Origin of the sequence: Microbacterium sp. SORGH_AS_0428, assembly GCF_031453615.1 — a bacterium.
Lineage (GTDB): Bacteria > Actinomycetota > Actinomycetes > Actinomycetales > Microbacteriaceae > Microbacterium.
This window is the reverse complement of the sequence record NZ_JAVIZT010000001.1, coordinates 738,489-763,230: the sequence shown is the minus strand read 5'-3', so window position 1 is coordinate 763,230 and position 24,742 is coordinate 738,489. Positions and strand designations below refer to the sequence as shown.

The following is a 24,742-nucleotide window of genomic DNA, read 5'->3' as shown; positions in this document are numbered from 1 at the left end:
ACTCAGCGCACGCCGCGCGCGGTCAACGCCTCGCCGACGTCGTCGGCGTGCTTGAGGGCGAGAACGAGGAAGGGCACGGCGAAGGGACGGATGCCGCGGCCGGCCCCTCGCGCACGCTGCGCCTCGCGGACCTGATGCGCCAGGCGCACGAGGGTGGGAACCGCGCCGAACGCGACGACCAGCAGGAGGGCGGCGCGGCTCGGGTCCCGTCCGACGAGGCGCAGCGGCGACAGTGCACGTTCGAAGACCTCCAGCAGTGCGGAGACGGGCGTCGTCAGGGCCAGAAGTGCTGCCAGCACGACGGCGGAAGCGATGCGCACCGTGCCGATCGAGGCCGCTTCGAGACCGAGGAAGATCACCTGTCCGATGAAACTCATCACGACGAGCAGCCGAAGCGCCCAGATCTGGCGTCCCAGCCGTGCCCACCCCATGCCGGGTGCCGCATAGCAGAGCAGGACGAGACCCGCGGCGATGGCGCACGACAGCCAGGTGGCGGGCAGCAGTGACACCCCGAGCACGAGCGCGAGCAGCAGGAGCGTTTTGCGTCCGGCCGGCATCCGGTGCCAGGGCCCGGTGCCCGGTCGGTACAGGCTCAACATCCGAGGCTCGTCGCGTAGGAGCGCACGACGTCCCGCGCCTCGCCGACGGCGACCACGCGACCGCCCGCCACGTGGACGGCCGCCTCGCAACGCTCGGCGAGGGCGAGGTCGTGGGTGACAAGCAGCAGACGATGCCCGGTGTCCGCGAGGAGATGGTCGGCCACGATCCGGGCGTTGCGGCCGTCGAGATAGGCGGTGGGCTCGTCGGCGACGACGAGCTCCGGCTCGCGCACGAACGCGCCGCACAACGCCAGCAACTGCTTCTGCCCTCCCGACAGGTCGTGCGCCGAGCGGTCGCCGAGCTCGGCGAGCCCGAAACGTGCCAGAGCGGCCGTCACCCGGTCCGTTCGCTCGATGCGACTCATCGTCTGCCCGCGTAGTGAGAAGGCGACGTCCTCGGCGACGGTCGGCATGATGATCTGGGCGTCGGGGTTGCTGAACAGGATCGCCACGCGGCGGCGGAGTTCGGCGGCGTCGTGGACAGGGTCGAGCTGCAGCACCCGGGCCGATCCGGTGGACGGCGCGACCAGGCCGCCGACCACGCGCGCGAGGGTCGACTTGCCGGAGCCGTTGTCGCCGACGACGGCGACCGTGCGGGCGTGGAGATCGAGATCGAGGTCGCGGAGCACCTCGATGTCCCCGAGGCGCACGCCGAGCCGGTCGAGTCGGATCACGCTCACCTCACCACCTCGACGACCATCGCGATCCCCAGGCCGCCGCCCACGGATGCTGCGGCGACACCGATGCTCCCGGACGGGCGCCCGGCGCGTACCAGTCGTGAGAACAGCCGCACGAGCGCGACGGCGCCGCTCGCGCCCCACGGATGGCCGAGCGCGAGAGCGCCGCCGTCGGCGCACACCCGCGCATCGTCGTCGGCGAGTCCGAGCCGCCCCAGTACCGCGAGCGACTGCGCCGCGAACGCCTCGACGATCTCGAACGCCGCGACAGACGCGAGCTCGGTGCCGGATGCGGCCAGCGCCGCCTCGATGGCCGGTGCCGCACCGAGCCCGGGGTAGGCGGGGTCGACGCCGACGACGGCGTGCGAGCGGACCAGGAGTCCTGGTACGTGTGCGTGCCGCGCTGCGCCGACGAGGGCGACCGCTGCCGCCCCGTCGCCGATGCGCGTGGCCGTGCCCGCCGTCACGGTGCCGTTCTCGCGCAAGGGCGTGAGCCGGGGGAGCAGGGCCAGTGCGCCGCCGACGGAGTCATCCGCGCTCACCCCGTCGATCGGGACGATCTCCGCCGCAAGACGCCCCGACTCGCGGGCCGCGGCTGCGCGCCGGTGGCTGCGGGCGGCTGCCGCGTCTTGACGCTCACGGTCGATGCCGTCGAGGCGGGCGAGCGCATCGGCGGCATCGATCATGTCGGGGTCCGGCCAGCCGGCGGGGGCGAAGGGAGCCCGTGCGAAGGACGTCCCGTCGATGCGTCGTTCCGGCGCCGTCGAGGCGCTCTCGACCCCGCCCGCCACCCGGGGGCGCTCGTCGCCGGCGGCGATCGCCTGTGCGGCATCGATGACCGCGGCCAGCCCGCTGCCGCACTGCCGATCCACCGTCGCACCGGGAGTGTGCGCGCCGAAGCCGGCGGCCAACGCGGCGAGGCGGGCGGTGTTGCCGCCCGGGCCGCGACAGTTGCCGAGGATGACATCAGCGACTTCGAACGGCGCGCCGATCGTGCGCGCGGCGTCATCGGCGGCAGCGCGCAGCACGGGTGCGGCCAGGCGATCGGCGCTCACACCCGCGAACGCCCGGCCCCGCGTCGTGAGTGCGGAGCGGCGCGCCGACACGATCAGCACGTCAGACACGGGGCACCTCTCCCGACGACAGTTGTCGCTCCACCTCGGCGCGGGCGATCTTGCCGGACGAGGTGCGGGCGATCGTACCCGCGAACCACAGACGCGGCCGGTGCGCCGGCGCGAAGAGGTGTGATGCCGCGGCGCGGAGCATCGCCGCATCCAGGCAGCCGGGTCGCACGGGTTCGATGAGGGCGGCCACGAGCCGGCCGACGCCGGGTGCGGGCAGGCCGACCACGGCGACATCCGCGACGCCGTCCAGGGTGCGTAGGGTCCGCTCGATCTCCGACGGGATGACCGTGGCGCCCGCCGTCTGGATCGCCTCGTCCTCGCGTCCCGCCACCCGCAGCCTGCCATCCTCGAGCTCCCCGCGGTCGCCGACGCTGACCCACTCGCCATCGCGCCGGAGCGGACCGGGCTCGCCGAGGTAGCCGAGCGCGCTGTACGGAGAGCGGGCCCAGATGACCTCGTCGCGCACCGCGATCTCGACGCCGGGGAACGCGCGCAGACCTCTCCCGTCATCGTCGTATGCCACGAACGACAGCTCCGCTGCGCCGTAGTACTCCACGACGCGGATGCCGCGGGCAAGGGCTTCGGCGCGGATGTCGGCCGGCAGCGTCATCCCTCCGACGAGCGCCGCACGCAGCTGCGGGGCGCCGTCCGAGGCGAGGATCGCGCCGAAGTGGGTGGGGGTTCCGTGGAAGAGGGTCGCGCGGGAGCTGGTGGCGGCAAACTCGGGTGCTGGGCCGCCGGCCAGAGCATGGGCCAAGGAGAAGAGCGTGAGCGACGAGCTCGGCGGCGCCGGCAGCAGCACGGCGTCTCCGGGCCGCGTGCCGAGCAGCCGCTCCACCGCGGGGAACGAGCTCGCCCAGGACGCATGCGTGCGCACCACGACGCGAGGCGCGGCCGAGCTGCCGGATGTCAGAGCTGCCCACTCTGCGCCCGCGGGAAGGGGAGTGCGCGCGAGGAGCGAGAGGATGCCGGCGCGCACCTGTGCGGGCCAGCGTTTATCGAGCACGAGGGGAACCTGGCCCGATCGTCTCAGCTGTTCGAGGCGCGAGGAGGCGTCACCCGCCTCGATCGGGACGACGACGCCGCTCACGCGGCGGTGGCCGGCAGAGAGCGCCACTGACGCCGGAAGGCTCGCGGATATCCGCGCACGAGGGTGCCGACGATCAACGTCGTGGCGACCACCTTGAGGAGATCGCCCGGCAGGAACACGAGGCTCGACAGCGCTGCCTCGCCGAGTCCGATCCGCAGCACGAGGGCCTGCACCGGGACGCCGACGGCGTAGACCACGAGCACGCCGCCCACCAGGGTGCCGAGGAAGGTGCGCCACCACACCGGCCGGCGTCCGGCGGCGTGCACGATGAGTCCGATGATCACGACCCCGACGATCCACCCGAGCAGGTAGCCGCCCGTGGGTCCGAAGAAGACGCCGATCCCACCCCGTCCGCCCGCGAGGAGCGGGAGGCCTGCGGCGACCAGGGCCAGCACCGCCGTGACCGAGAGCGCCCCGACGGCGGGGCCGAGGATGGCGCCGGCGAGCATGACACCGAGCGTCTGGGCGGTGATGGGCACCGCGCCGAAGATGGTGAATGCGCCGGGCACGCCGAGCACGGCGATGACGGCGGCGAAAACGCCGGCTCTGGCGATGTCGGTGGCGTCGAGTCGGCGGCGCACCGAAGGGGCGAGCGCGGTCATGGATCCTCCTGAACGGCGTTCATGTGAACACTGTTCAGGTACAGTACCCGCATGACGGCCGACGGCTCAAACTCCCTGCGCGCGCCCCGTCGCTCGAAGACGGACGTCGTGGATGCGGCTCTCGCGCTGCTGGATCGCGTCGGGCTGCCCGATCTGTCGATGCGCCGGCTCGCGGACGAGCTCGGCGTTCAGCCCAGCGCCCTCTACTGGCACGTGGAGAACAAGCAGGAACTGCTCGCCGCTGTCAGCGCCCGCATCCTCGCTCCCGTGGGCGCAGACCGTGAGACCGGCGCGACACGGCAGCTGGGCGAGGCTGCGCGCGTGCTGGGGGAGCGGCTTCACGACCGTCTGCTCGCGCATCGTGACGGCGCCGAGGTCGTGTCCAGCTCTCTTGCGCTCGGCCTGGTGCAATCGCCCCTTCACCTGGTGCTCGCCGAGCGCTATCCGGATGCGGGGCACGCGCCGCAGGTCGTGGCCGACGCGGTCACGCACTTCGTCGTCGGGTACACCTTCCATGAGCAGCAGCGCACCGCAGCCGACGCCTTCGGGGTCGCCGCCCGCGAGGCCGCTCTCACACCGGATGGCGTGACGAGCCGGCGACCGGATCCCTTCGCCGCCGCGCTCGCACTCATCACCGCGGCAGCGGATCTCCCGGCCGCTTCGGAGCCCTCAGCGCGCCGGTAGACTCGATCACCGTGTCCGACGCACCCCAGAACGAGATCACTCCCGATGCGGTGAGCACCGCGGTCGACGAGGCCCTGGCCGCCATCGCCGCAGCCGCCGACTCCGCCGCCCTCAAAGCCGCGCGCAGTGCCCACGCCGGGGAGGGCTCGCCGCTCGCGCGGCTGAACGCCCGTCTCCGCGACGTCCCGAACGAGCGCAAGGCCGAGTTCGGCAAGCTCGTCGGTCAGGCACGGGGCCGGGTGAACCAGGCGCTCGCCGCCCGCGAGGCGGAGATCGAGACGGCGGAGACGGCGGCGCGTCTCGAAGCCGAGCGGGTCGACATCACGGCGGTTCCCACCCGCACGCGCGTGGGCGCGCGGCATCCGCTCACCCTCCTGCAGGAGCAGATCGGCGACATCTTCGTCGGAATGGGGTGGGAGATCGCCGAAGGGCCGGAGCTCGAGCACGAGTGGTTCAATTTCGACGCGCTCAACTTCGACGTCGATCACCCCGCGCGTCAGATGCAGGACACGTTCTTCGTCGACCCGGTCGATCGCCACCTCGTCATGCGCACCCACACGAGCCCCGTGCAGGTGCGGTCGATGCTCGAGCGCGAGCTGCCGATCTACGTCGTGTGCCCCGGCCGGGTCTACCGCACCGACGAGTTCGATGCCACCCACCTTCCGGTCTTCAGCCAGTTCGAAGGACTCGTCATCGACAAGGGGATCACGATGGCGCACCTGAAGGGCACGCTCGACCACGTCGCGCGCCAGCTCTTCGGGCCGGAGGCCAAGACGCGCTTCCGTGCCAACTACTTCCCCTTCACCGAACCCAGCGCCGAGCTCGACCTCTGGCACCCGACCTTCAAGGGCGGCGCGCGCTGGATCGAGTGGGGAGGGTGCGGCATGGTCAACCCCAACGTGCTGCGCGCGGCGGGCATCGACCCGCAGGAGTACTCCGGCTTCGCCTTCGGCATGGGTATCGAGCGGACCCTCATGTTCCGCAGCGACGTCCAGGACATGAGGGACATGGCCGAGGGTGATGTGCGATTCAGCGAGCAGTTCGGGATGGTGGTGTGATGCGCGTTCCGCTGTCGTGGTTGCGTGAGTTCGTCGAGGTTTCTGCCCAGGCCACTCCCGAGGACGTGCTGGCCGCCTTCGTGCGCGTCGGGTTCGAGGAGGAGGACGTCCACCGGTTCGAGCTGCAGGGGCCGATCGTCGTGGGCGAAGTGCTCTCGTTCGAGGAGGAGCCGCAGTCCAACGGCAAGACGATCCGGTGGTGTCAGGTGCGCGTCGCGCCCGAGGGTGAGACGGCGGCCGACGGCGGAGCCGATGTCCATGGCATCGTCTGCGGCGCCCGCAACTTCTTCCCCGGTGACAAGGTCGTCGTGACCCTGCCCGGCTCGGTGCTTCCCGGTCCCTTCCCGATCGCGGCACGCAAGACCTACGGCCACGTGTCCGACGGCATGATCGCCTCGGCGAAGGAGCTGGGGCTCGGCAGCGAGCACTCCGGCATCCTTCGCCTCGTCGAGCTCGGCATCGACGCGCCCGTCGGAACCGATGCGATCTCGTTGCTGGGTCTCGACGACATCGCCGTCGACATCAACGTGACCCCGGATCGCGGTTACGCGCTCTCGATCCGCGGCGCGGCCCGCGAGTACTCGCACGCGACCGGCGCCGCCTTCCGCGACCCCGCCGAGCGCCCGCTCGACGAGCCGGGGACGGGCTTCCCGCTCGCCGTGTCCGATGAGAACCCGATCCGCGGCCGCGCGGGTGTCACGGAGTTCGTCGCCCGCGTCGTGCGGGGCGTCGACGCCTCGCGACCCACGCCGCCGTGGATGATCACGCGTCTGACCCTCGCCGGCATCCGCTCGCTCGGCATCCTGATCGACATCACCAACTACGTCATGCTCGAGCTCGGCAACCCGATCCACGGGTACGACCTCGACAAGCTGACCGGCGGGATCACCGTGCGCCGGGCTCAGGCGGGGGAGAAGCTCGAGACCCTCGACGGGACCGTTCGCACGCTGGACGCCGAGGACCTGCTGATCACCGACGACTCGGGTCCCATCGGCCTCGCCGGCGTCATGGGCGGTGCCGCCACCGAGATGAGCGATGCCACGACGAACGTGCTGATCGAGGCGGCGATCTTCGATCAGATCTCGATCGCCCGCACGGCCCGTCGCCACAAGCTGCCGTCGGAGGCCTCGCGCCGCTTCGAACGCGGAGTGGACCCGGCGGTCCCGTACGCGGCCGCCCAGCGCGTGGTCGAGCTCATGGTGCAGTATGCCGGCGGCACCGCCGACGCGACCGGCGCGGCGCTCGGGGCGGAACTGGAGCGCGAGGCGATCGCGCTCGAGTACGACTTCGTGCCGGGCCTCATCGGCGTCGACTACACGCGTGAGCAGATCGTCGCCGCCCTCGAGCTGATCGGCGCCACGGTGCATGACACCGGTTCGATGTGGTTCGTCGACGCGCCGACGTGGCGCCCCGACCTGACCGACGCGTGGACGCTCGCGGAGGAGGTCGCCCGCATCGAGGGATACGACCGCATTCCCTCCGTGCTCCCGGTCGCCCCCTCGGGACGCGGCTGGACACCGGCGCAGCAGGGTCGGCGCCGCGTCTCGAACGCGCTCGCCGCCGCGGGCTACGTCGAGACGCCGTCGTTCCCGTTCGTCGCGCGTGAGCAGAACGACCTCCACGGCAGCGTCGACGGGTCCTCTGTGCCGAGCATCAAGCTCGCCAATGCGCTCGACTCGCAGGCGGCGTATCTCCGCCGCTCCCTGGTGCCGGGCCTGCTCCAGGTCGCGCACCGCAACGTCGCGCGCGGACTGGTGGATCTGAGCCTGTTCGAGGCGGGGTCGGTGTTCCTTCCCGAACCCGGCGTCACCGATGGCACCTCGTTCGTCCCGCCGCTGGCGGTGCGCCCGGATGCGGCGACGCTCGCGCAGCTGGACGGCTCTATCCCGCCGCAGCGCCGCCACGTGGCCGTCCTCGTGGCGGGCGCCGTCGCGCCCAAGCAGCCCGGGCGTTCCGCGGAGGCCGCGGGACTCAGCGAGGCGCTCGACGCGGTGCGCGTGATCGCGGCCGCAGCGGGTGTCGAGGTGACGATCGCGCAAGGCCGGCGTGCCGCCCTGCACCCGGGTCGCACCGGCATCGTCTCGGTCGCAGACACCGCCGTCGGGTACGTGGGGGAGCTGCTTCCCGCCGTCTCCGAGGCCGCCGACCTTCCCGGCCGCATCACGGTGGCCGAGCTCGATCTCGATCTCCTCGTCGAGACCGCGGGCTCGCGTGTCGTCGCCGCGTCGCTGTCGGGCTATCCCGCGGCGACGCAGGACGTCTCGCTCGTGGTTCCCGCCGACGTCGCGGCCGCCGATGTGCGTGCAGCGCTCGTCGACGGAGCCGGAGCCCTGCTCGAGTCGGCGCGGCTCGTGGACGACTACCGGGGCCAGGGGGTGGACGAGGGCTCGAAGAGCCTGACGTTCGCCTTGCGGTTCCGCGCGGACGACCGCACGCTGACCTCGGCGGAGGCCACCGACGCGAAGCTCGCGGGCGTGGCTGTGGCCGCTGAGCGGTTCGGAGCCGTCCTGCGCGACTGAGTTCCCCGTCGCCCGTGCGTCACATGCTGTGGCGCACGGAAACGGTGCCGCTACCCTGAGCACGTGCGCGCGATGATGCGCGTGCCTGGGGAAGGGCGTCTGGGGATGTCATCGTTTCTTTTCCGCGTGGGCCGCTTCGCCGTGCGCTGGCGCTGGGCCGTCATCGCGGCCTGGCTCGTGCTCGCGCTCGGCGGCGGGGCGCTGTCGCAGGCGCTCGGCGGCACGCTCGCATCGACGTTCGAGATCCCCGGTACGCCGTCGCAGCAGGCTCTCGATCAGCTTCAGCAGCGCCTGCCGCAGCTGAGCGGCGCGAGCGCGCGCGTCGTGATCGTCGCGCCCAGCGGGACCCCGGTCACGGCCCAGTCGGACGCGATCGCGACGGCGTGCGAGCACCTCGCGACGGTCGAGGACGTGGCGGGCGTCACGTGTCCGGTCGCGATGTCCGCATCCGGTGCCACCCCCGCATCCTCCGGCGAACCCGCGCAGATCTCGCGCACCGGCGAGATGGCCTTCATCACCGTGCAGCTGAGCGTCGCCGCCACCGACATCGACGACAGCCTCGTCGCGGCGATCGAGGAGGCCGCGCAGCCGGCCGCATCCGGCGGCGCGACACTGGCGTATTCGGGGCTGGTGGCGAGCGCGCAGGGCGGTGTGGACTGGACGGAGATCGCCGGCATGGCGATCGCGTTCGTCGTGCTGGCGATCACCTTCGGCGCCGTCGTGGCCGCGGGCGTACCGCTGGTGACGGCCGTCATCGGCGTCACCGTCGCGTCCAGCTCGATCCTCATCGTCGCGGCCTTCGCCCCGGTCTCGTCCACGGCGCCGCTGCTGGCGACCATGCTCGGACTGGCCGTCGGCATCGACTACGCGTTGCTGATCGTCTCGCGCCACAGGGCGCAGCTGGCCGAGGGGATGGATGCGCGCGAGTCGATCGCCGTCGCGATCGCGACCGCCGGAACCGCCGTCGTGTTCGCGGGGCTCACGGTCATGATCGCGCTGCTCGGTCTCGCCGTCGCGGGGATCCCCTTCCTCACCGTCATGGGCCTGGGGGCGGCGGGTGCGGTGCTCGCCGCGCTGGCGGTCGCCGTCACGCTCCTCCCGGCGGTGCTCGCGGTTCTGGGCCGGGCGGTGCGTCCGCGGGTGCGGCACCGCTCGAGGACGCGCTCCTCACGACCGGCGGGCTGGGTGCGGCTCGCGACCCGGACGCCGGTGGCCACGATCGGGGTGGTCGTGATCGCTCTGATGGTGGTCGCGACTCCCGCGCTGAGCCTGCGACTGACCCTGCCGGATGCGGGTTACGACCCGCCGTCGTCGCCGGCGCGGATCGCGTACGACCTGCTCGACGAGGGCTTCGGCCCCGGGTTCAACGGCCCGCTGCTGATCACCGCCGACATCTCCGGGACCCTGGAAGTGCAGGACGCGCTCGACGCACTCGATGACGCCTTCTCGGACGTCCCCGACGTCGTGGCCGTCTCGAAGGCCTTCACGAACGAGGCCGTCGACCTCGCCGTGCTCAGCATCACACCGGCCAGCTCGCCCTCCTCCGACGCGACCACGGACCTCGTGCGCACGCTCCGCGACGACGAACCCGCCTTCGCCGCCGCGCACGGCTTCGGATACGCCGTCACGGGGCAGACGGCGTTGGCGATCGACATCTCCGATCGGCTGGGCGAAGCGCTGCTGCCCTTCGGCATCGTCGTGGTCGGGCTGTGCCTCGTGCTGCTGACGATCATGTTCCGCTCGATCGCGGTGCCGCTGTCGGCCACGGTGGGCTACCTGCTGTCGGTCGCCGCGGCCCTCGGGGTGACCTCCGCGGTGTTCGAATGGGGCTGGGCAGCGGATCTGCTGGGGGTGGGCAAGGTCGGTCCGGTCATCAGCTTCCTGCCCATCCTCGTGATGGCCGTGCTCTTCGGCCTGGCGATGGACTACCACGTGTTCCTCGTCTCACGGATGCGGGAGCACTACGCCGCGACGGGAGACGCGCACGGCGCCGTCCTCGGCGGTTTCAGCGCCTCGGCCCGGGTCGTGACGGCCGCGGCGCTGATCATGTTCTCGGTGTTCTTCTCGTTCGTGCCGGGAGGCAACGCGATCATCCAGCCGCTGGCGACCGCGCTCGCCGCCGGTGTGCTGATCGACGCCTTCGTCGTGCGGATGACCCTCATCCCGGCGATCATGGCGCTGCTCGGCCACCGGGCATGGTGGCTGCCGGCGTGGCTCGGCCGGCTGCTGCCCGACGCCGACATCGAGGGCGAGGCCGTCGAGCGGATGCGGGCGCAGCGCACCTGGCTCGCGGGGCGTGAGGACGGCGGGAGCGCCGGTGCGGGGGTGCTCGCCCACGGGGTGCGCATCGGCGGCGAGGGCGTCTCCGATCTCGTCGCGCCGCGCGGAGCGGTCGTGCTGGTGGAAGGTCCCACCGCGGTCGCCGCACGCTTCGTGGCCGCCGTCGCCGGGCGTACGGCGGATGTCGAGGGCGATCTCGTCGTCCACGGGTATCTGCTGCCGTTCGAACGGGCGGCGGCGGCCGCGCACGCCGCGTACGTGCCCGCCGCCCCCGAGCGGGCGGACGCGAGCTCGTTGGCGGAGCACCTGCGTAGAAGCCTTCGCGCTGAGGGCGTCGGTGTCCTCCGGGCGCACGAGGCGGTGATGCGTGCCGCAGCGACCTTCGACGCACTGCTGGCGGTCGTGTCGGGGACGTCGGCGCACGACGTGAGTGAGAGGACACCGATGGGACAGCTGAGCGACGCCGAACGCTGGGCCGCCGACGTGGCCGTCGCTGCGACCAGCGGCTTGGGACTCGTGGCGATCGACCTCGGCGACCGAGCCGGTGCGCAGGATCTGGCGCAGATCGTGGTCAGGGCGATCGGGCCAGGAACCACGATCGTCCTCGGCTCCAGCGGAGCCGTTCTGGATGCGTCGCCGCAGAGGCCGGTCGTGCGTGTCGACGCGCTCGCGCGGGCCACCGCTGAAGGAGGACGGCGATGACGACGTTGTGGAGCCTGATCGCGGCCCCCGCCCGCGGCCAGCGGCGCTGGCAGCTCGCCGCCGTGCTCGTCCTGGTGGTGCTCGCGCCGCTCGCGATCGTTCTGACCCTGGTGCCCTCGACCGATGAGCGTCCGCCCGTGGCGCTGGTCAACCAGGATTCGCCCATCCTCACCGGACCCACGCCGGTGGCTGCGGGCAAGCTCCTGACCGAGAACCTCATCACCTCTGTCCCCTCCGTGAAGTGGGTGCTCACGGATGCGCAGACCGCGAGCGAGTCGCTCGCGAACGGCGACGTGCTCGCCACCGTCACGATCCCGTCCGACTTCTCGGCCCACGTGTCGACGATCGGCTCCGGCGCGCCGCAGGCGGCCGAGCTGACGGTGCAGACGAGCACTCAGCACGGCTACCTCGGCGGCATCGTCGCCGAGGCGCTGTCGGCGAGTCTGCCTGCCGGTGTCGCAGCCCAGCTCACCCAGCAGTACGTCACCGGAACGCTGTCGGCCATGTCGCAGATCGGTTCCGGCATGGATCAGATGGCCCAGGGCGCCTCCGCCATCACCGGTGGGCTGTCTCAGGCGCAGAGCGGTGCCGGCGCTCTGCAGACGTACACGGGCCAACTGGCCGACGGGCTGCGGAGCATGGACGGTGTCCTCTCGGAACTGCCTGAGGGCGCGCGAGGCCTCGGCGCGCTCACGACAGCGGGCGCCGTCGCGTCGGGAGAGCTCTCGCTGCGTCTCGCGGAGCGCGCGCTCGATGCGGGCGTGGCCGAGGGCGCACAGCAGGATGTGCAGACCCGCCTCGCTGCGCTGGCCGCTTTCTCCGCGCAGTTGACGCCGGCTCAGCAGCAGGAGTTCGAGGCACTGCTCGCTCCCACGAAGGATGCCGCCGACGGCGTCTCGGCGCTGCTGGTGGGCCAGGCCGACGCACTCGGCAGGGATGCGGAGACCGCTGCGGCGGTCGCCGTCGGTGCCGGCGCGATCTCGGCGGTCAGCGGACCCGTGGCTGACGGCCTCGGCCGGCTGTCGGACGCCCTCGGAGCCGCCGCATCCGGGGCGGACGGACTCGCGCAGGGAAACGGCCAGCTCGCCGAGGCGCTCGGGACCTTGGGGCAGGGGAGCGCGCAGCTCGCGGCCGGGCTGGACTCGGCGCAGGCGGCGATTCCGCGCTACGACGCCGACCAGCAGAAGCAGATCGCCCAGGTGGTTGCGAGACCGATCGGCGTCGACAGCACATCGACGACCGGACCCCGCAGCGGCGTCGCCTCGGCGATGGCCGTCTTCGGGCCGGTGGCGCTGTGGATCGGAGCCATCGGCGTGATGCTCGCGCTGCTGCCCTTCGCCCGTTCAGCGCTGACCTCCGCCGCATCCGCCGTGCGGCTCGCGCGCTCCGCGGCGGTGGTCATCGTGGCCGTCGCGCTCGCGCAGGCCGTTCTCGTCTGGGGTGCCGTCGCGCTGTCGGGGGTGGCGCCCGAGCGCGCGCTGGTGGCGGCGGGGCTGACCGCGGTCACCGCCATCGCGTTCGCTCTCGTGCACCAGGGGCTGGTCGCCTTCTTCCCGCGCGCCGGACTCGTCGTGTCGCTCGTGCTGCTCGGACTGCAGGTGATCGCCGCGGGCACCCTCGCCGCGCCCGGAACCACGCCCGCCGCGACGGGGCCGCTGGCCGGCCTCCCGCTGAGCCTCGCCCTGCAGGGGGCACAAGCACTCGTCGGCGGCTCGCTGCATGCGGTGCTGAACGCCGCGATCGGGTTGGTGCTGTGGGGCGCCGTCGGTGCGCTGGCCACAGTACTGGCCATCCGCCGCGCACGCGCGCGTGCGCTGGCCGCATCCGTGCTCGTGCGCGCCTGAGCTAGCGACTGCCCCAGTTCCAGGCGGGGGCGTCGAAGAATCCCTGTCCTTCGACGAAGGTGCCGTCGGAAGTACGCCCCAACCGGTGCGCGAGGGCTCCGGCATCCTCGAGTCGGCGAGCGAGCCCGGCCGCGTGGGTGACCACGATGACCTGCGTGCGCTGCGACGCGGAGACGATGAGCTGCGCGAGAGGCGCCAGCAGGCTCTCATGCAGACTCGCCTCCGGCTCGTTCAGGACGATGAGAGGGCCGGGGGCTGCGGGAAGCAGGGCGGCGCACAGCAGGAGATAGCGGAGGATGCCGTCGCTGACCTCCGCGACGTCGAGCGCGCGCAGCAGGCCGGGCTGACGAAGCCGCATCCGGAGCCGCCCGTCCTCGGCGTCGATCTGCACCCGCATTCCGGGGAAGGCACGTTCGACCTCCCCGTCGAGGGCGTCGCCCGCGCCCGCTTCGCGCACGCTCGCCCAGAGCGCCGCGATGTCCTCGCCGCCGTGCGAGAGGGCGCGCGCCCGGGTGCCCACCTGGGGAGACCGCGCGGGGGCTTCGGCGTCCACACGGAAGTGGTCGTAGAAACGCCAGCTCGCGAGCGTCCGTCGCAGTGACAGCAGCTCGGGGCCGGTGTCGCCGTCGGCGAGGTCGACGAGGATGCTCTCGAACGGGGCGAGTGACTGATCCAGCGTGATCCACGCATCCTCGCGCACGCGTGTGGCGCTGCGCCGGCGAGCGATGAGCAGGGACGAGGCCTTCGCGACCGCGCCGGCGAACACCTGCTCGCGCTTGATCTCCGGGTCACGAGAGAAGAGGCTTCGACCGTCGGTCTGGGGAAGACCCAGATCCACCAGGTAGCCCAGCTCGTCGGACGCGAAGCCCAACCGCACGGCCACGGGATCGCGCCGCAGGGTGCCCTGATCGCCGCCGCCCTCGGGACCGGCCCACAGCAGCGACGACAGTCCCCCCTCGCGTGCGACCGCCTCGATCATGCCGCCGGTGGCGGCTCCCGCCAGAAGGCGCAGGGCGCGGTAGAGGTTCGACTTTCCGGTGCCGTTCGCGCCCGTGACGACCGTAAGCCCACCCAGCGGCACGACGACGTCGCGGAGCGAGCGGTACCCGGAGACGGCGATGGTGCGCAGCATCGCTCCAGTCTGACGGGAGCGTCCGACGTGCGCCGAGTTGCGGATGCGGTGTGCGCACGGCTATCGTCGGCGCATGTCCTCGGCCCGGTTCCACAGCGCACAGCGCGTGGTCGTGCGCCGACGTCTGGGAGACCGCCGAATCTAGGCGATGCGTGCCGCACCGGTCCGGGTGCGCGGGCGTCGCCGATGCCGCCGGTGCGCGCGAGCGCACAGCTCCCAGACTCTAAGGTGGAACCCATGCCCTATTCGGTCGCCGTATCCGGCGCGTCCGGCTATGCAGGAGGCGAGATCCTCCGCATCCTCTCCGCGCACCCCGACGTCGAGATCCGCACGGTCACCGCGCATTCGAATGCCGGAACGCCGCTGATCTCGCAGCAGCCGCACCTGCGCTCGCTCGCGCACCTCGAGCTCCAGCCGACGACGCCGGAGGTGCTCGCCGGTCACGACATCGTCGTGCTCGCGCTGCCGCACGGGCAGTCGGGTCAGTACACCGATGCCCTCGCCGACGTCCCGCTGGTCATCGACGCCGGGGCAGATCACCGGCTCACCTCCGCCGATGCCTGGGCCGCCTTCTACGGCGGCGAGTTCCACGAAGCGTGGACCTACGGCGTGCCGGAGCTGCTCGTCGGCGGCGCCAAGCAGCGTGAGCGGCTCGTCGGAGCCTCGCGCATCGCCGCTCCCGGCTGCAACGCCTCGACGGTCTCCCTGAGCCTCGCCCCGGGCGTCGCTGCCGGCGTCATCGATCCGGGCGACATCGTCAGCGTCCTCGCCGTCGGCCCCTCCGGGGCGGGCAAGAGCCTCAAACCGCACCTGCTGGCGAGCGAGATCCTCGGCACGGCGAACCCGTACGCCGTCGGCGGCACCCATCGTCACATCCCGGAGATCCAGCAGGCGCTCGCCGCAGCCGGCGCCCGCGGTGATGTGCGCATCTCCTTCACCCCCGTCATCGTCCCGATGTCGCGCGGCATCCTCGCCACCTCCACCGCGCCGATCGCGCCCGGCGTCACCGACGCCGAGATCCGGGATGCGTGGGAGGCGGCGTACGCGCACGAGACGTTCGTGCAGCTGCTGCCGGAGGGGGCGTTCCCCCGCACGGCGGACGTTCTGGGAGCCAACACCGCGCTGCTCGGACTCGCCATCGACCGCGCGGCGAACCGTGTCGTCGTCGTCGCGGCCGTCGACAATCTCGTCAAGGGCACGGCGGGTGCCGCCGTGCAGTCCATGAACATCGCGCTCGGCCTTCCCGAACACCGCGCGCTCACCGTGAACGGAGTCGCCCCGTGACCGTCACCGCCCCCGCAGGATTCGAGGCGGCCGGTGTCGCCGTCGGGCTGAAGTCGACCGGCAAGTCGGATGTGGCCGTCGTCGTCAACCGCGGACCTCTCAAGATCGGCGCCGCAGTCTTCACCTCCAACAGGGCCAAGGCCAACCCCATCCTGTGGTCGGAGCAGGTGATCGCCGACGGCGTCGTCGAGGCCATCGTGCTCAACTCCGGCGGCGCGAACTGCTTCACGGGAGCCTTCGGGTTCCAGACGACGCACCAGACCGCCGAGAAGGCGGCGGAGCTGCTCGGTGTCGCACCCGGCGACGTCCTGGTGTGCTCGACCGGTCTGATCGGAACCGGGGACGAGACGTTCCGTGCGAAGGTGCTGGAGGGCGTCGAGGCCGGTGTCGCCGCGCTGTCCGCCGACGGCGGTCTGGACGCGGCACACGCGATCATGACCACCGACTCCGTCGCGAAGACGAGCGTGTACGCCGGCGACGGCTGGACGATCGGCGGCATCGCGAAGGGCGCGGGCATGCTCGCACCGGGCCTGGCCACCATGCTCGTGGTCATCACGACGGATGCGGTGCTGACCGCATCCGACGCCGATGCGCACCTGCGCGCCGCGACCCACGTGAGCTTCGACCGCCTCGACTCCGACGGGTGCATGTCGACGAACGATCAGGTGAGTCTGCTCGTCAGCGGCGCGAGCGGGATCGAGCCGGATGCTGCGGCCTTCCGCGCGGGGCTGGTCGCGCTGTGCGACGACCTGGCGCGGCAGCTGCAGGGCGACGCCGAGGGGGCGAGTCACGACATCACCATCCGCGTCGTACACGCCGCATCCGAGGACGACGCCGTCGAGGTGGGCCGCTCCATCGCCCGCAACAACCTGTTCAAGGCGGCGATCTTCGGCAACGATCCGAACTGGGGGAGGGTGCTGGCCGCGATCGGCACGACCGAGGCCGCCTTCGATCCCTATGACGTCGATGTCTGGATGAACGGCGTGCGGGTCTGCTCCGCCGGCGGCCCCGACGCCCCGCGCGAAAAGGTCGATCTGACTCCGCGCGCGACCGACCTCGTCGTGGACCTCAAGGTCGGCGACGTCGAGGCGACGATCCGCACCAACGACCTCACGCACGACTACGTCCACGAGAACAGCGCGTACTCCTCATGACAGGTATCGATCTGCAAGACACCGACCCCGCCGCCGCGAGCGCCAAGGCGGAGACGCTCATCGAGTCGCTGCCGTGGCTCAAGCGCTACCGCGAGCAGATCGTGGTCGTGAAGTACGGCGGCAACGCGATGGTCTCCGACGAGTTGCAGGACGCCTTCGCCGCCGACATCGCCTATCTCCGCTACGTCGGCGTGAAGCCCGTCGTCGTGCACGGCGGCGGACCCCAGATCTCCAACATGCTGGATCGGCTCGCCATCCCGAGCGAGTTCAAGGGCGGCTACCGCGTCACCTCCACCGAGGCGATCACGGTCGTGCGCATGGTGCTCACCGGTCAGATCAACCCGCAGCTGGTCGCCAAGATCAACGCCCATGGTCCGGTCGCGACGGGGCTCTCGGGTGAGGATGCGGGGCTGTTCGGCGGCCGCCGCCGCGGCGTCGTCGTCGACGGCGTCGAGCACGATCTGGGCCGGGTGGGCGATGTCGTCTCGGTCGACCCGCAGCCGATCATCGACCAGCTCGAGGCCGGACGCATCCCCGTCGTGTCCTCCATCGCGCCCGATCTCGACCACACCGGACACTCCCTCAACGTGAACGCGGATGCGGCTGCGGCGGCTCTCGCCGTCGCGCTGGGTGCGGTCAAGCTCGTCGTGCTGACCGACGTGCCCGGCCTCTACGCGGACTGGCCGAACCGGGATTCCCTGGTCTCGCATCTGACCTCCGCGGAGCTGGAGGAGATGCTCCCGCGCTTGGAGTCGGGGATGATCCCGAAGATGCAGGCCTGCCTCGACGCGGTCACGGGGGGCGTGCCCACCGCGGCGATCATCGACGGGCGGGTGCCGCATTCGGTGCTCGTCGAACTCTTCACTCAGAAAGGCATCGGAACAGAGGTGGTGGCGTGATGGCCGAACAGACTGTGACCCCGTGGCAGGACGACGCCGGACGCGACCTCGTCCGCAACGTCGGCGACCGTATGGCGCTGTTCGTGCGCGGTGAGGGCGCCTATCTCTGGGACGACGAAGGCCGACGCTACCTCGACTTCCTCGCCGGCATCGCGGTCGACGCCCTCGGCCATGCCCACCCGGTGTTCGTCGACGCTGTGGCCGCGCAGGCGGCGCGTCTGGCGCACGTGTCGAACTACTTCGCGACGCCGCCGCAGCTCGCGCTCGCAGCGCGGTTGAAGCGCTTGTCGGGTGCGGGCGAGACGGGACGGGTGTACTTCGGCAACTCCGGCGCCGAGGCCAACGAGGCGGCCTTCAAGCTCGCCCGCCTCCACGGTGGTACCGAGCGCCCCCGCATCCTGGCGCTCAACGGCGCCTTCCACGGCCGCACCATGGGCACCCTGGCACTCACCGGCAAGCCGGCCATGCAGGAGCCCTTCCTGCCGATGGTTCCCGGCGTCGAATTCCTCGACTCGACCATCGAGGCGCTGGAGGCGGCGATGGACGAGCGCGTGGCCGCCCTGTTCGTCGAGCCCATCAAGGGCGAGGCGGGCGTCCTGCCGCTGCCAGCGGGCTACCTCGAGGCGGCGCGGGAGATCACCGCGCGCCACGGAGCGCTGCTCATCGTCGACGAGATCCAGACCGGTGCGGGTCGCACCGGTGCGTGGTTCGGATTCCAGCACGCCGGCATCACCCCCGACGCGATCACGGTCGCCAAGGGCATCGGCGGCGGATTCCCGATCGGCGCGCTGATCACCTTCGGCGCGGCCGGCGACCTCTTCTACCCCGGAACCCATGGCTCGACCTTCGGCGGGAACGCCCTCGGCACCGCCGTGGCCGGTGCCGTGCTCGAGGAGATCGAGCGTGCGGGTCTGGTCGAGGCGGCGGCCGTGCGCGGCGCACAGCTGCGGGAGGCGATCGCGGGGATCGAGTCCGAGCTCATCGAGGGCGTGCGCGGGCAGGGACTGCTCCTGGGCGTGGCGCTCACGCATCCCGTCGCGCCGGCGGTCGTCGCCGCGGCGCAGCAGCACGGGCTCGTCGTCAACGCACCCAATGATCAGACGATCCGCATCGCACCGCCGCTCACGATCGGCGATGTCGAGATCGACGAGTTCACCCGGCTCTTCTCCGCCGCGTTGGCCACGGTGGCCGACGCGCTGCTGCTCAAGAGCGCATCGCCCGACACGGAGGCCCACGCATGACCCGTCACCTGCTGCGCGACGACGACCTGACCAGCGCCGAGCAGGCGGAGATCCTCGACCTGGCACTGGAGTTGAAGGCAGATCGCTGGGCGGCCAAGCCGCTCGCCGGTCCGCAGACCGTCGCGGTGATCTTCGACAAGTCCTCCACGCGTACGCGCGTCTCGTTCGCCGTCGGCATCGCCGACCTCGGCGGTTCCCCGCTGATCATCTCGACCGCCAACAGCCAGCTCGGCGGCAAGGAGACCCCCTCCGACACGGCGCGGGTCCTCGAGCGCCAGGTGGCGGCGATCGTCTGGCGCACCTACGCGCAGGCGGGGCTCGAAGAGATGGCCCGCGGCACCCGCGTGCCCGTCGTGAACGCGCTGAGCGACGACTTCCACCCCTGCCAGCTGCTCGCCGATCTGCTGACGATCCGCGAGCACAAGGGCGAGCTCAAGGGGCTGACCCTCGCGTTCTTCGGCGACGGCCGCTCGAACATGGCGCACTCGTACGCGCTGGCGGGTGTCACCGCCGGGATGCATGTGCGCGTCGCGTCTCCCGAGTCCTACGCGCCTCGCGAGGACGTCGTGGCCGACGCCGACCGCCGCGCCGCCGAGACCGGGGGCTCGCTCACCCTGCTCACGGATCCGCTGGAAGCCGCGGCCGGTGCCGACATCGTGGTCACCGACACGTGGGTGTCGATGGGCAAGGAGGAGGAGAAGCTCGCCCGGCTTCGCGACCTCGGCGCCTACAAGGTGACCGAGGAGACGATGGCACTCGCCGATCCCGGCGCGATCTTCATCCACTGCCTCCCGGCCGATCGCGGTTACGAGGTGGATGCCGCGGTGATCGACGGGCCGCAGAGCGTGGTGTGGGACGAGGCGGAGAACCGGTTGCACGCTCAGAAGGCGCTGCTCGTCTGGCTACTGCGCCAGGGCTGATCGGACCCCGCGGGAATGAGGCGGGCGCTGGCGCGACTGACCGGACCTGACCGACTCGGCGGGATCGATCTCGCGCGCGGCCTCGCGGTCATCGGGATGCTCGCCGCCCATCTGCTGACGATCGAGGAGCCCTTCGACCTGACCCGACCGCAGACGTGGGCGGACATCGTGAACGGTCGATCATCGATCCTGTTCGCCGTCCTCGCGGGAGTGTCGATCGCCCTGACGACGGGGGGGACGTCCCCCGTGTCCGGAGAGCGGCTGCGTGTGGCGCGCGGCCGGCTGCTGGTGCGCGCCGGACTCATCTGGGTGCTCGGCATCCTGCTCATCCTCACGGGCGTGCCGGTCTACGTGATCCTGCCGGCCTACGCCGTCCTGTTCCTGCTGGCCCTGCCGCTGCTGCGACTCGGCGCCGGCGCCCTGTTCGTGGTGGCGGCGGTGCTTCTGGCGGTGATGCCGTTCGTCCAGGCTGCGCTCGGGCTGCTTCCGTTCTGGGACACGGCGGCGGGGGAGAGCGTCGCGCTGGTCGTCGGCTGGGCGTATCCGTTCCCGCTGTGGATCGGGTTCCTCGTGCTCGGTCTCGCGCTCGGGCGCATGGACCTACGTGATGTGCGCATCGCGGCGATCCTCGTCGTGATGGGAATCGGGACCGCGCTGTTCGCCTATGGCGCGGGCGGCCTCGCCGCACCCGTGACCGTCGCGTCCGACTACTGGGGCGTCGCGTTGAGCACGTACCCGCACTCGGGCGGCCTGCCCGAGGTCGTCGGCGGCGCGGCCACCGCCGTCGCGGTCCTGGGCGGATGTCTGCTCATCGCACGCACCCCCGTGACGTGGGTGCTGCTGCCGCTGCGCGCGACCGGGTCGATGCCGTTGACGGCGTACACGGCGCAATTGCTCATCTGGGCCGTGTGGGCTCTGTTCGCACTCGGCGAGACCGGGGCGCTCTGGGAGTTCCGCGAGCTCGCGCCGTTCTGGCCGGTGACGATCGCGGTCGTCACCGGATGCACGGTTTGGGCGCTGACGATAGGTCGTGGCCCGCTCGAACGGCTGTTCGCCTGGGTCGCGCGCCGCAGCGTGCGCACGGCCGCCGAGCGTGCTCGGTAGGCTGGTCCGGTGAACGACGCGCCCCACGACGCCACCCACCGCGGTTCCCTGTGGGGAGGCCGCTTCGCTTCCGGCCCCTCGCCCGAGCTCGCCGCGCTGAGCCGATCCACGCATTTCGACTGGATCCTCGCGCCCTACGACCTCGCCGGCTCGCACGCGCACGCCGCCGCCCTCCAGGCCGCCGGATACCTCGATGCCGATGAAGCGCGACGCATGCACGCGGGTCTGGACGCCCTGGCGGCCGCCGTCGCCGACGGCCGTCTGGTGCCCGCGGACGGTGACGAGGACGTGCACGGTGCACTCGAGCAGGCACTGATCGCCGAGGTCGGGCCCGAGCTCGGCGGCAAGCTGCGTGCCGGGCGCAGTCGCAACGACCAGATCGCCACGCTCGTGCGCCTCTACCTGCTCGATCATGCCGCCGTCATCGCCCGCGACGTCGTCAGGCTCATCGATGCGATCGTCTCCCAGGCCGAGGCGCATGCGGACGCGGCCATGCCCGGGCGCACCCACCTGCAGCACGCTCAGCCCGTGCTGCTCGCTCACCACCTGCAGGCGCACGCCTGGCCGCTCGTCCGCGACCTCGAGCGCCTCCGCGACTGGGGCGTCCGCGCCCGGGTGTCCCCGTACGGCGGCGGAGCGCTCGCCGGCTCGACGCTGGGACTCGATCCGCAGCTGGTCGCCGAGCACCTCGGGCTCGACCGGCCGGCGGAGAACTCGATCGACGGCACGAGTTCGCGCGACGTGGTGGCGGAGTTCGCCTTCATCGCCGCGATGATCGGCGTCGACCTCTCCCGCTTCGCCGAGGAGATCATCGTCTGGAACACCCGCGAGTTCGGCTTCGTGAGACTCGACGACGGTTTCTCGACGGGGTCGAGCATCATGCCGCAGAAGAAGAACCCCGACATCGCCGAGCTCGCGCGCGGCAAGTCCGGCCGACTCATCGGCAACCTCTCGGGCCTGCTCGCGACTCTCAAGGCGCTGCCGCTGGCGTACAACCGCGACCTGCAGGAGGACAAGGAGCCGGTCTTCGACTCCGTCGCCACCCTCGAGCTCGTGCTGCCCGCCTTCGCCGGCATGGTGGCGACGGCGCGCTTCGACACGGAGCGGATGGCGGAGCTCGCGCCGCAGGGGTTCTCGCTCGCCACGGACGTGGCCGAGTGGCTCGTCAAGCGCGGCGTCCCGTTCCGTGAGGCGCACGAGATCTCGGGTGCGCTCGTGCAGGCGTGCGAGCAGCGCGGCATCGAACTGCACGAGGCGGACGACGCGATGCTGGCCGCCGTCTCACCTCGCCTGGAACCCGGCGTGCGCGAGGTTCTGACGGTGCCGGGGTCGCTGGCCAGCCGCGACGGCGTCGGCGGAACATCGCCGCGTCGCGTCGCCGAGCAGCGCGGCGAGCTCGTCTCCCGCACGCAGGCGCTCGCGCGCGAGCTCGGCCTCTGAGCGCGTAACCCCTCCACCGCCCGCTCGTCGTTCGCCGTTCATCCGGCGGATGCCAGACGTCGACCTCGTCACGTCACGCTTCCCACGCGCTCTCGCTAGCAGAGCCCGTAGGAGACGACGATGCCCGCGCACTTCCTGTACGCACGATTCCCCGCGCGGTCCCACCGGTCCGCCGCCGACTGGATGCGCTCGGTGGACGACGCCGTGGCCATGCACGGCGACCGCTACCGTGTCGCGCGGTTCGAAGACGGCGTCGGCGAGGCGGTCAGCGGCTGGCGGCTGCTGACCGAGAACCACCGTGAGCTGGGTCGCGGGACGCGTTTCGCGGCATCCGAGGCGGTGATCCGTGAGGACATCCGCCGCATCGTCCGTGCCGCCGACCAACTGGTCGTCTCGGCGTCGCCGGAGACCGGACTGCGCACGACGGGATGGTTCGCGGTGTTGGAGGACGAGATCGTGATGATCGGCGCGCGACGGTACGAGAACCGCTCCGTCGCGCGAAACGCGGGCGCTCTCGCGGTGCGGCTGCTGCAGGCGATGCAGGCGACGGAGAAGGGCACGGTCGCGCGGAGCGCGGCGGGCGAGTACGTGCCGTGACAGGACGACTGGTGGCAGAACGCTTCCGGCTGCGTGAACTGCTGGGCAGTGGCGGCACAGCGGCGGTCTATCGCGCGTTCGACACGAGACGGGACCAGGATGTGGCACTCAAGCTGCTGCATCCGCATCTGGCCGCCGACCCGCCCATGCGCGAGGCGTTCTTCGAAGAGGTGCGCGCAGCGCAATCGGCGAGCCACCCCGCGCTCGTCGAGATCTACGACTCCGGCGTCGCGGAGTTGGATCCTCCCGTGGTGTGGATCGCGCTGGAGCTGGTCGCGGGCGTCACGCTGGCGGACTACGTGCGTGCGGGCTCCGCGCTGCCATCGGCGGCCGTCGCCGTGCTCGCGGACAGGCTGCTGCAGGCGCTGGACGCGCTGCACGCCGTCGGCGTCGTGCACCGCGACGTCTCGCCCCAGAACGTGATGTTCGACCCGGAGGCGATCGCAGACGGCGGGACCCTCGCGGCGAGCGTGCGTCTGCTCGACTTCGGCCTCGCGGACGTCGCGGGTCGCACGACACGCGGTACAGATGCCCTCCTCAGCGGCTCCGGCATGGGCGACGGCGTCGTCGCCACCGTCGCCTACGCCGCTCCCGAGCAACTGCTCGGGCGCCCCGTGGAGGTGGCGAGTGACATCTATCAGGCGGGCGCCACGCTCTTCGTGGCCCTCACGGGCAGCGACCCGTTCTTCGGCGACGTCTCGGCGATCACGCGCGCTCATGTGGCAGCACCGCCGCCGGTGCCCTCCGCCCGGCGTCGCGGCATCCCGCGTGCCTGGGACCGGGTGATCACCACCGCGATGCTCAAGGATCCCGAGGACCGGTTCGCGGGTGCCGAGGCGATGAGGACGGCCCTGGCGGCGGCGCTCGGGCCCGCTGCGGCGCGAGCCCGTCCCGTCGCCGAACCCGCGGGCACGGCGGTGACGCGTCCGTATCGGCCCGCCCCGCCCGTCTCCCGTGCGACGGATGCGGTGGCGCAGCCCGATGCGCCACCGCCCGCCGCGGAGCTTCGCGCTCGTGCGTCGCCCTGGCCGGGGTGGGTCGCCGCGGGCGTGGGTGTCGCCGCCATCGTCGGAGTGGTGGCGCTGTCGGCCGCAGCGGGATCCGCGCCCTCGGCGGTGCCGACCAGAACGTCCACCACCGTGCCCGTCGGCGCGCCGCCGGTGTCGCCCACGCCGTCATCGTCGCCCAGCGTGGAGGCGGTCTGGCACGAGGTGCCCCCGCTCGTCGGCCGGACGCTGGCGGACGCGCGGACGGCGCTGGATGCGGCGGGCCTCGCGACCGGAACGATCACGACCGAGAACGGGCCCATGCCCGCCGAAACCGTCCTGGGCTCGGATCCGCCGGCGGGCGAGTCCCGCACACGCGGCGCCGCCGTCGCGCTGCGGATCGCCAGCGGTGTCAACACCGTGCCGGACGTGAGGGGCCTCTCGTCCGCGGAGGCGACGGCGGCGCTGGTCGGTGCGGGATTCGCCGTTGCGACCGGGCAGGAGGATGCGGCATCCGCGTCGTTCGTGACCGCCACCTCGCCGGCGCCGAACCAGATCGCGCTCGTCGGATCGGTCGTCACGATGACGATCCCGTCCGCGGCGCCCGTCACGCCGACGCCGAGCCCCGCTGTGACACCTGCTCCGACCGGGACGGCGACGAGCGAGCCGACGGCGCCCGGCGCCGGGTGACCGGCGGCACGCGCGCAGCATCAGCTCGACACGTCTCGGACACTCCCACTGCAGCCGTCGTTCACCGGTCGCCGCGACGCTGTGGCTGAGCATCTGGGGTGCTCGCGCATGTCCAT

The 24,742-nt window shown here is 72.0% G+C and carries 20 protein-coding genes; 14 read left to right on the top strand and 6 right to left on the bottom strand.

Annotated features, from left to right (window positions below; genetic code table 11):
- Nucleotides 1–2 precede the first annotated feature (2 nt).
- The 5 genes from QE374_RS03745 to QE374_RS03725 are packed head-to-tail and all read right to left on the bottom strand — an operon-like array spanning nt 3 to nt 4,092.
- Nucleotides 3–599, bottom strand: coding sequence for an energy-coupling factor transporter transmembrane protein EcfT (locus QE374_RS03745; RefSeq protein WP_309732304.1), 597 nt, complete (start codon nt 597–599; stop codon nt 3–5).
- A complete protein-coding gene (locus QE374_RS03740) occupies nt 593–1,279 on the bottom strand; it encodes an ABC transporter ATP-binding protein (protein WP_309732303.1) in 687 nt (228 codons plus the stop codon). Before QE374_RS03740 ends, QE374_RS03745 begins: the two co-directional genes overlap by 7 nt.
- Nucleotides 1,276–2,400, bottom strand: a complete 1,125-nt coding sequence (locus QE374_RS03735) for a thiolase family protein (RefSeq protein WP_309732301.1) — start codon at nt 2,398–2,400, stop codon at nt 1,276–1,278. Before QE374_RS03735 ends, QE374_RS03740 begins: the two co-directional genes overlap by 4 nt.
- Nucleotides 2,393–3,517, bottom strand: a complete 1,125-nt coding sequence (locus QE374_RS03730) for a fatty acid--CoA ligase family protein (RefSeq protein WP_309732300.1) — start codon at nt 3,515–3,517, stop codon at nt 2,393–2,395. The genes QE374_RS03735 and QE374_RS03730 overlap by 8 nt, the downstream gene beginning before the upstream one ends.
- Nucleotides 3,487–4,092 carry a biotin transporter BioY gene (locus QE374_RS03725; protein WP_309732298.1) on the bottom strand — a complete coding sequence of 202 codons (606 nt, stop codon included), beginning with the start codon at nt 4,090–4,092 and terminating at the stop codon, nt 3,487–3,489. The genes QE374_RS03730 and QE374_RS03725 overlap by 31 nt, the downstream gene beginning before the upstream one ends.
- A gap of 51 nt (nt 4,093–4,143) precedes the next feature.
- Between QE374_RS03725 and QE374_RS03720 the strand changes: the two genes are divergently transcribed.
- The 5 genes from QE374_RS03720 (at nt 4,144) to QE374_RS03700 (ending at nt 13,179) form a co-directional block, all read left to right on the top strand.
- Nucleotides 4,144–4,776 (top strand): TetR family transcriptional regulator, encoded by a 633-nt coding sequence (locus QE374_RS03720; protein WP_309732296.1) that lies wholly within the window; start codon nt 4,144–4,146, stop codon nt 4,774–4,776.
- Nucleotides 4,777–4,787: 11 nt separating this feature from the next.
- A complete protein-coding gene (pheS, locus tag QE374_RS03715) occupies nt 4,788–5,834 on the top strand; it encodes a phenylalanine--tRNA ligase subunit alpha (RefSeq protein WP_309732294.1) in 1,047 nt (348 codons plus the stop codon).
- Entirely contained in the window at nt 5,834–8,353 is a 2,520-nt protein-coding gene (gene pheT / locus QE374_RS03710) for a phenylalanine--tRNA ligase subunit beta (RefSeq protein WP_309732291.1), read from the top strand. Before pheS ends, pheT begins: the two co-directional genes overlap by 1 nt.
- 105 nt (nt 8,354–8,458) lie before the next feature.
- Nucleotides 8,459–11,335, top strand: a complete 2,877-nt coding sequence (locus tag QE374_RS03705) for an MMPL family transporter (RefSeq protein ID WP_309732289.1) — start codon at nt 8,459–8,461, stop codon at nt 11,333–11,335.
- Complete coding sequence (locus QE374_RS03700; protein ID WP_309732288.1) at nt 11,332–13,179, top strand: hypothetical protein; 1,848 nt, start codon at nt 11,332–11,334, stop codon at nt 13,177–13,179. Before QE374_RS03705 ends, QE374_RS03700 begins: the two co-directional genes overlap by 4 nt.
- A gap of 1 nt (nt 13,180) precedes the next feature.
- Here the strand turns inward: QE374_RS03700 and QE374_RS03695 are convergent, their stop codons facing one another.
- The gene (locus QE374_RS03695) at nt 13,181–14,311 is read right to left on the bottom strand and encodes an AAA family ATPase (RefSeq protein ID WP_309732287.1); all 1,131 of its coding nucleotides are present in this window, start codon (nt 14,309–14,311) and stop codon (nt 13,181–13,183) included.
- Nucleotides 14,312–14,548: 237 nt separating this feature from the next.
- On the opposite strand from QE374_RS03695, the gene argC reads away from it, so the two are divergent.
- The 9 genes from argC (at nt 14,549) to QE374_RS03650 (ending at nt 24,626) form a co-directional block, all read left to right on the top strand.
- Entirely contained in the window at nt 14,549–15,595 is a 1,047-nt protein-coding gene (gene argC / locus QE374_RS03690) for an N-acetyl-gamma-glutamyl-phosphate reductase (protein WP_309732285.1), read from the top strand.
- Nucleotides 15,592–16,749, top strand: a complete 1,158-nt coding sequence (gene argJ / locus QE374_RS03685) for a bifunctional glutamate N-acetyltransferase/amino-acid acetyltransferase ArgJ (protein WP_309732283.1) — start codon at nt 15,592–15,594, stop codon at nt 16,747–16,749. The genes argC and argJ overlap by 4 nt, the downstream gene beginning before the upstream one ends.
- On the top strand, nt 16,746–17,648 hold the full coding sequence (gene argB / locus QE374_RS03680) for an acetylglutamate kinase (RefSeq protein ID WP_234073195.1): 903 nt from the start codon (nt 16,746–16,748) through the stop codon (nt 17,646–17,648). The genes argJ and argB overlap by 4 nt, the downstream gene beginning before the upstream one ends.
- Nucleotides 17,648–18,889, top strand: a complete 1,242-nt coding sequence (locus QE374_RS03675; protein ID WP_309732282.1) for an acetylornithine transaminase — start codon at nt 17,648–17,650, stop codon at nt 18,887–18,889. The genes argB and QE374_RS03675 overlap by 1 nt, the downstream gene beginning before the upstream one ends.
- Nucleotides 18,886–19,809: an ornithine carbamoyltransferase gene (gene argF, locus QE374_RS03670; RefSeq protein ID WP_309732280.1), complete on the top strand. Its 924-nt coding sequence runs from the start codon at nt 18,886–18,888 to the stop codon at nt 19,807–19,809. The genes QE374_RS03675 and argF overlap by 4 nt, the downstream gene beginning before the upstream one ends.
- 15 nt (nt 19,810–19,824) lie before the next feature.
- On the top strand, nt 19,825–20,913 hold the full coding sequence (locus tag QE374_RS03665) for a heparan-alpha-glucosaminide N-acetyltransferase domain-containing protein (protein ID WP_309732279.1): 1,089 nt from the start codon (nt 19,825–19,827) through the stop codon (nt 20,911–20,913).
- 9 nt (nt 20,914–20,922) lie between these two features.
- Nucleotides 20,923–22,353: an argininosuccinate lyase gene (argH, locus tag QE374_RS03660; protein WP_309732277.1), complete on the top strand. Its 1,431-nt coding sequence runs from the start codon at nt 20,923–20,925 to the stop codon at nt 22,351–22,353.
- Between the two features lie 120 nt (nt 22,354–22,473).
- Nucleotides 22,474–22,950 (top strand): hypothetical protein, encoded by a 477-nt coding sequence (locus QE374_RS03655; RefSeq protein WP_309732275.1) that lies wholly within the window; start codon nt 22,474–22,476, stop codon nt 22,948–22,950.
- A gap of 11 nt (nt 22,951–22,961) precedes the next feature.
- A complete protein-coding gene (locus QE374_RS03650; RefSeq protein ID WP_309732274.1) occupies nt 22,962–24,626 on the top strand; it encodes a protein kinase domain-containing protein in 1,665 nt (554 codons plus the stop codon).
- The last annotated feature ends 116 nt before the right edge of the window (nt 24,627–24,742 follow it).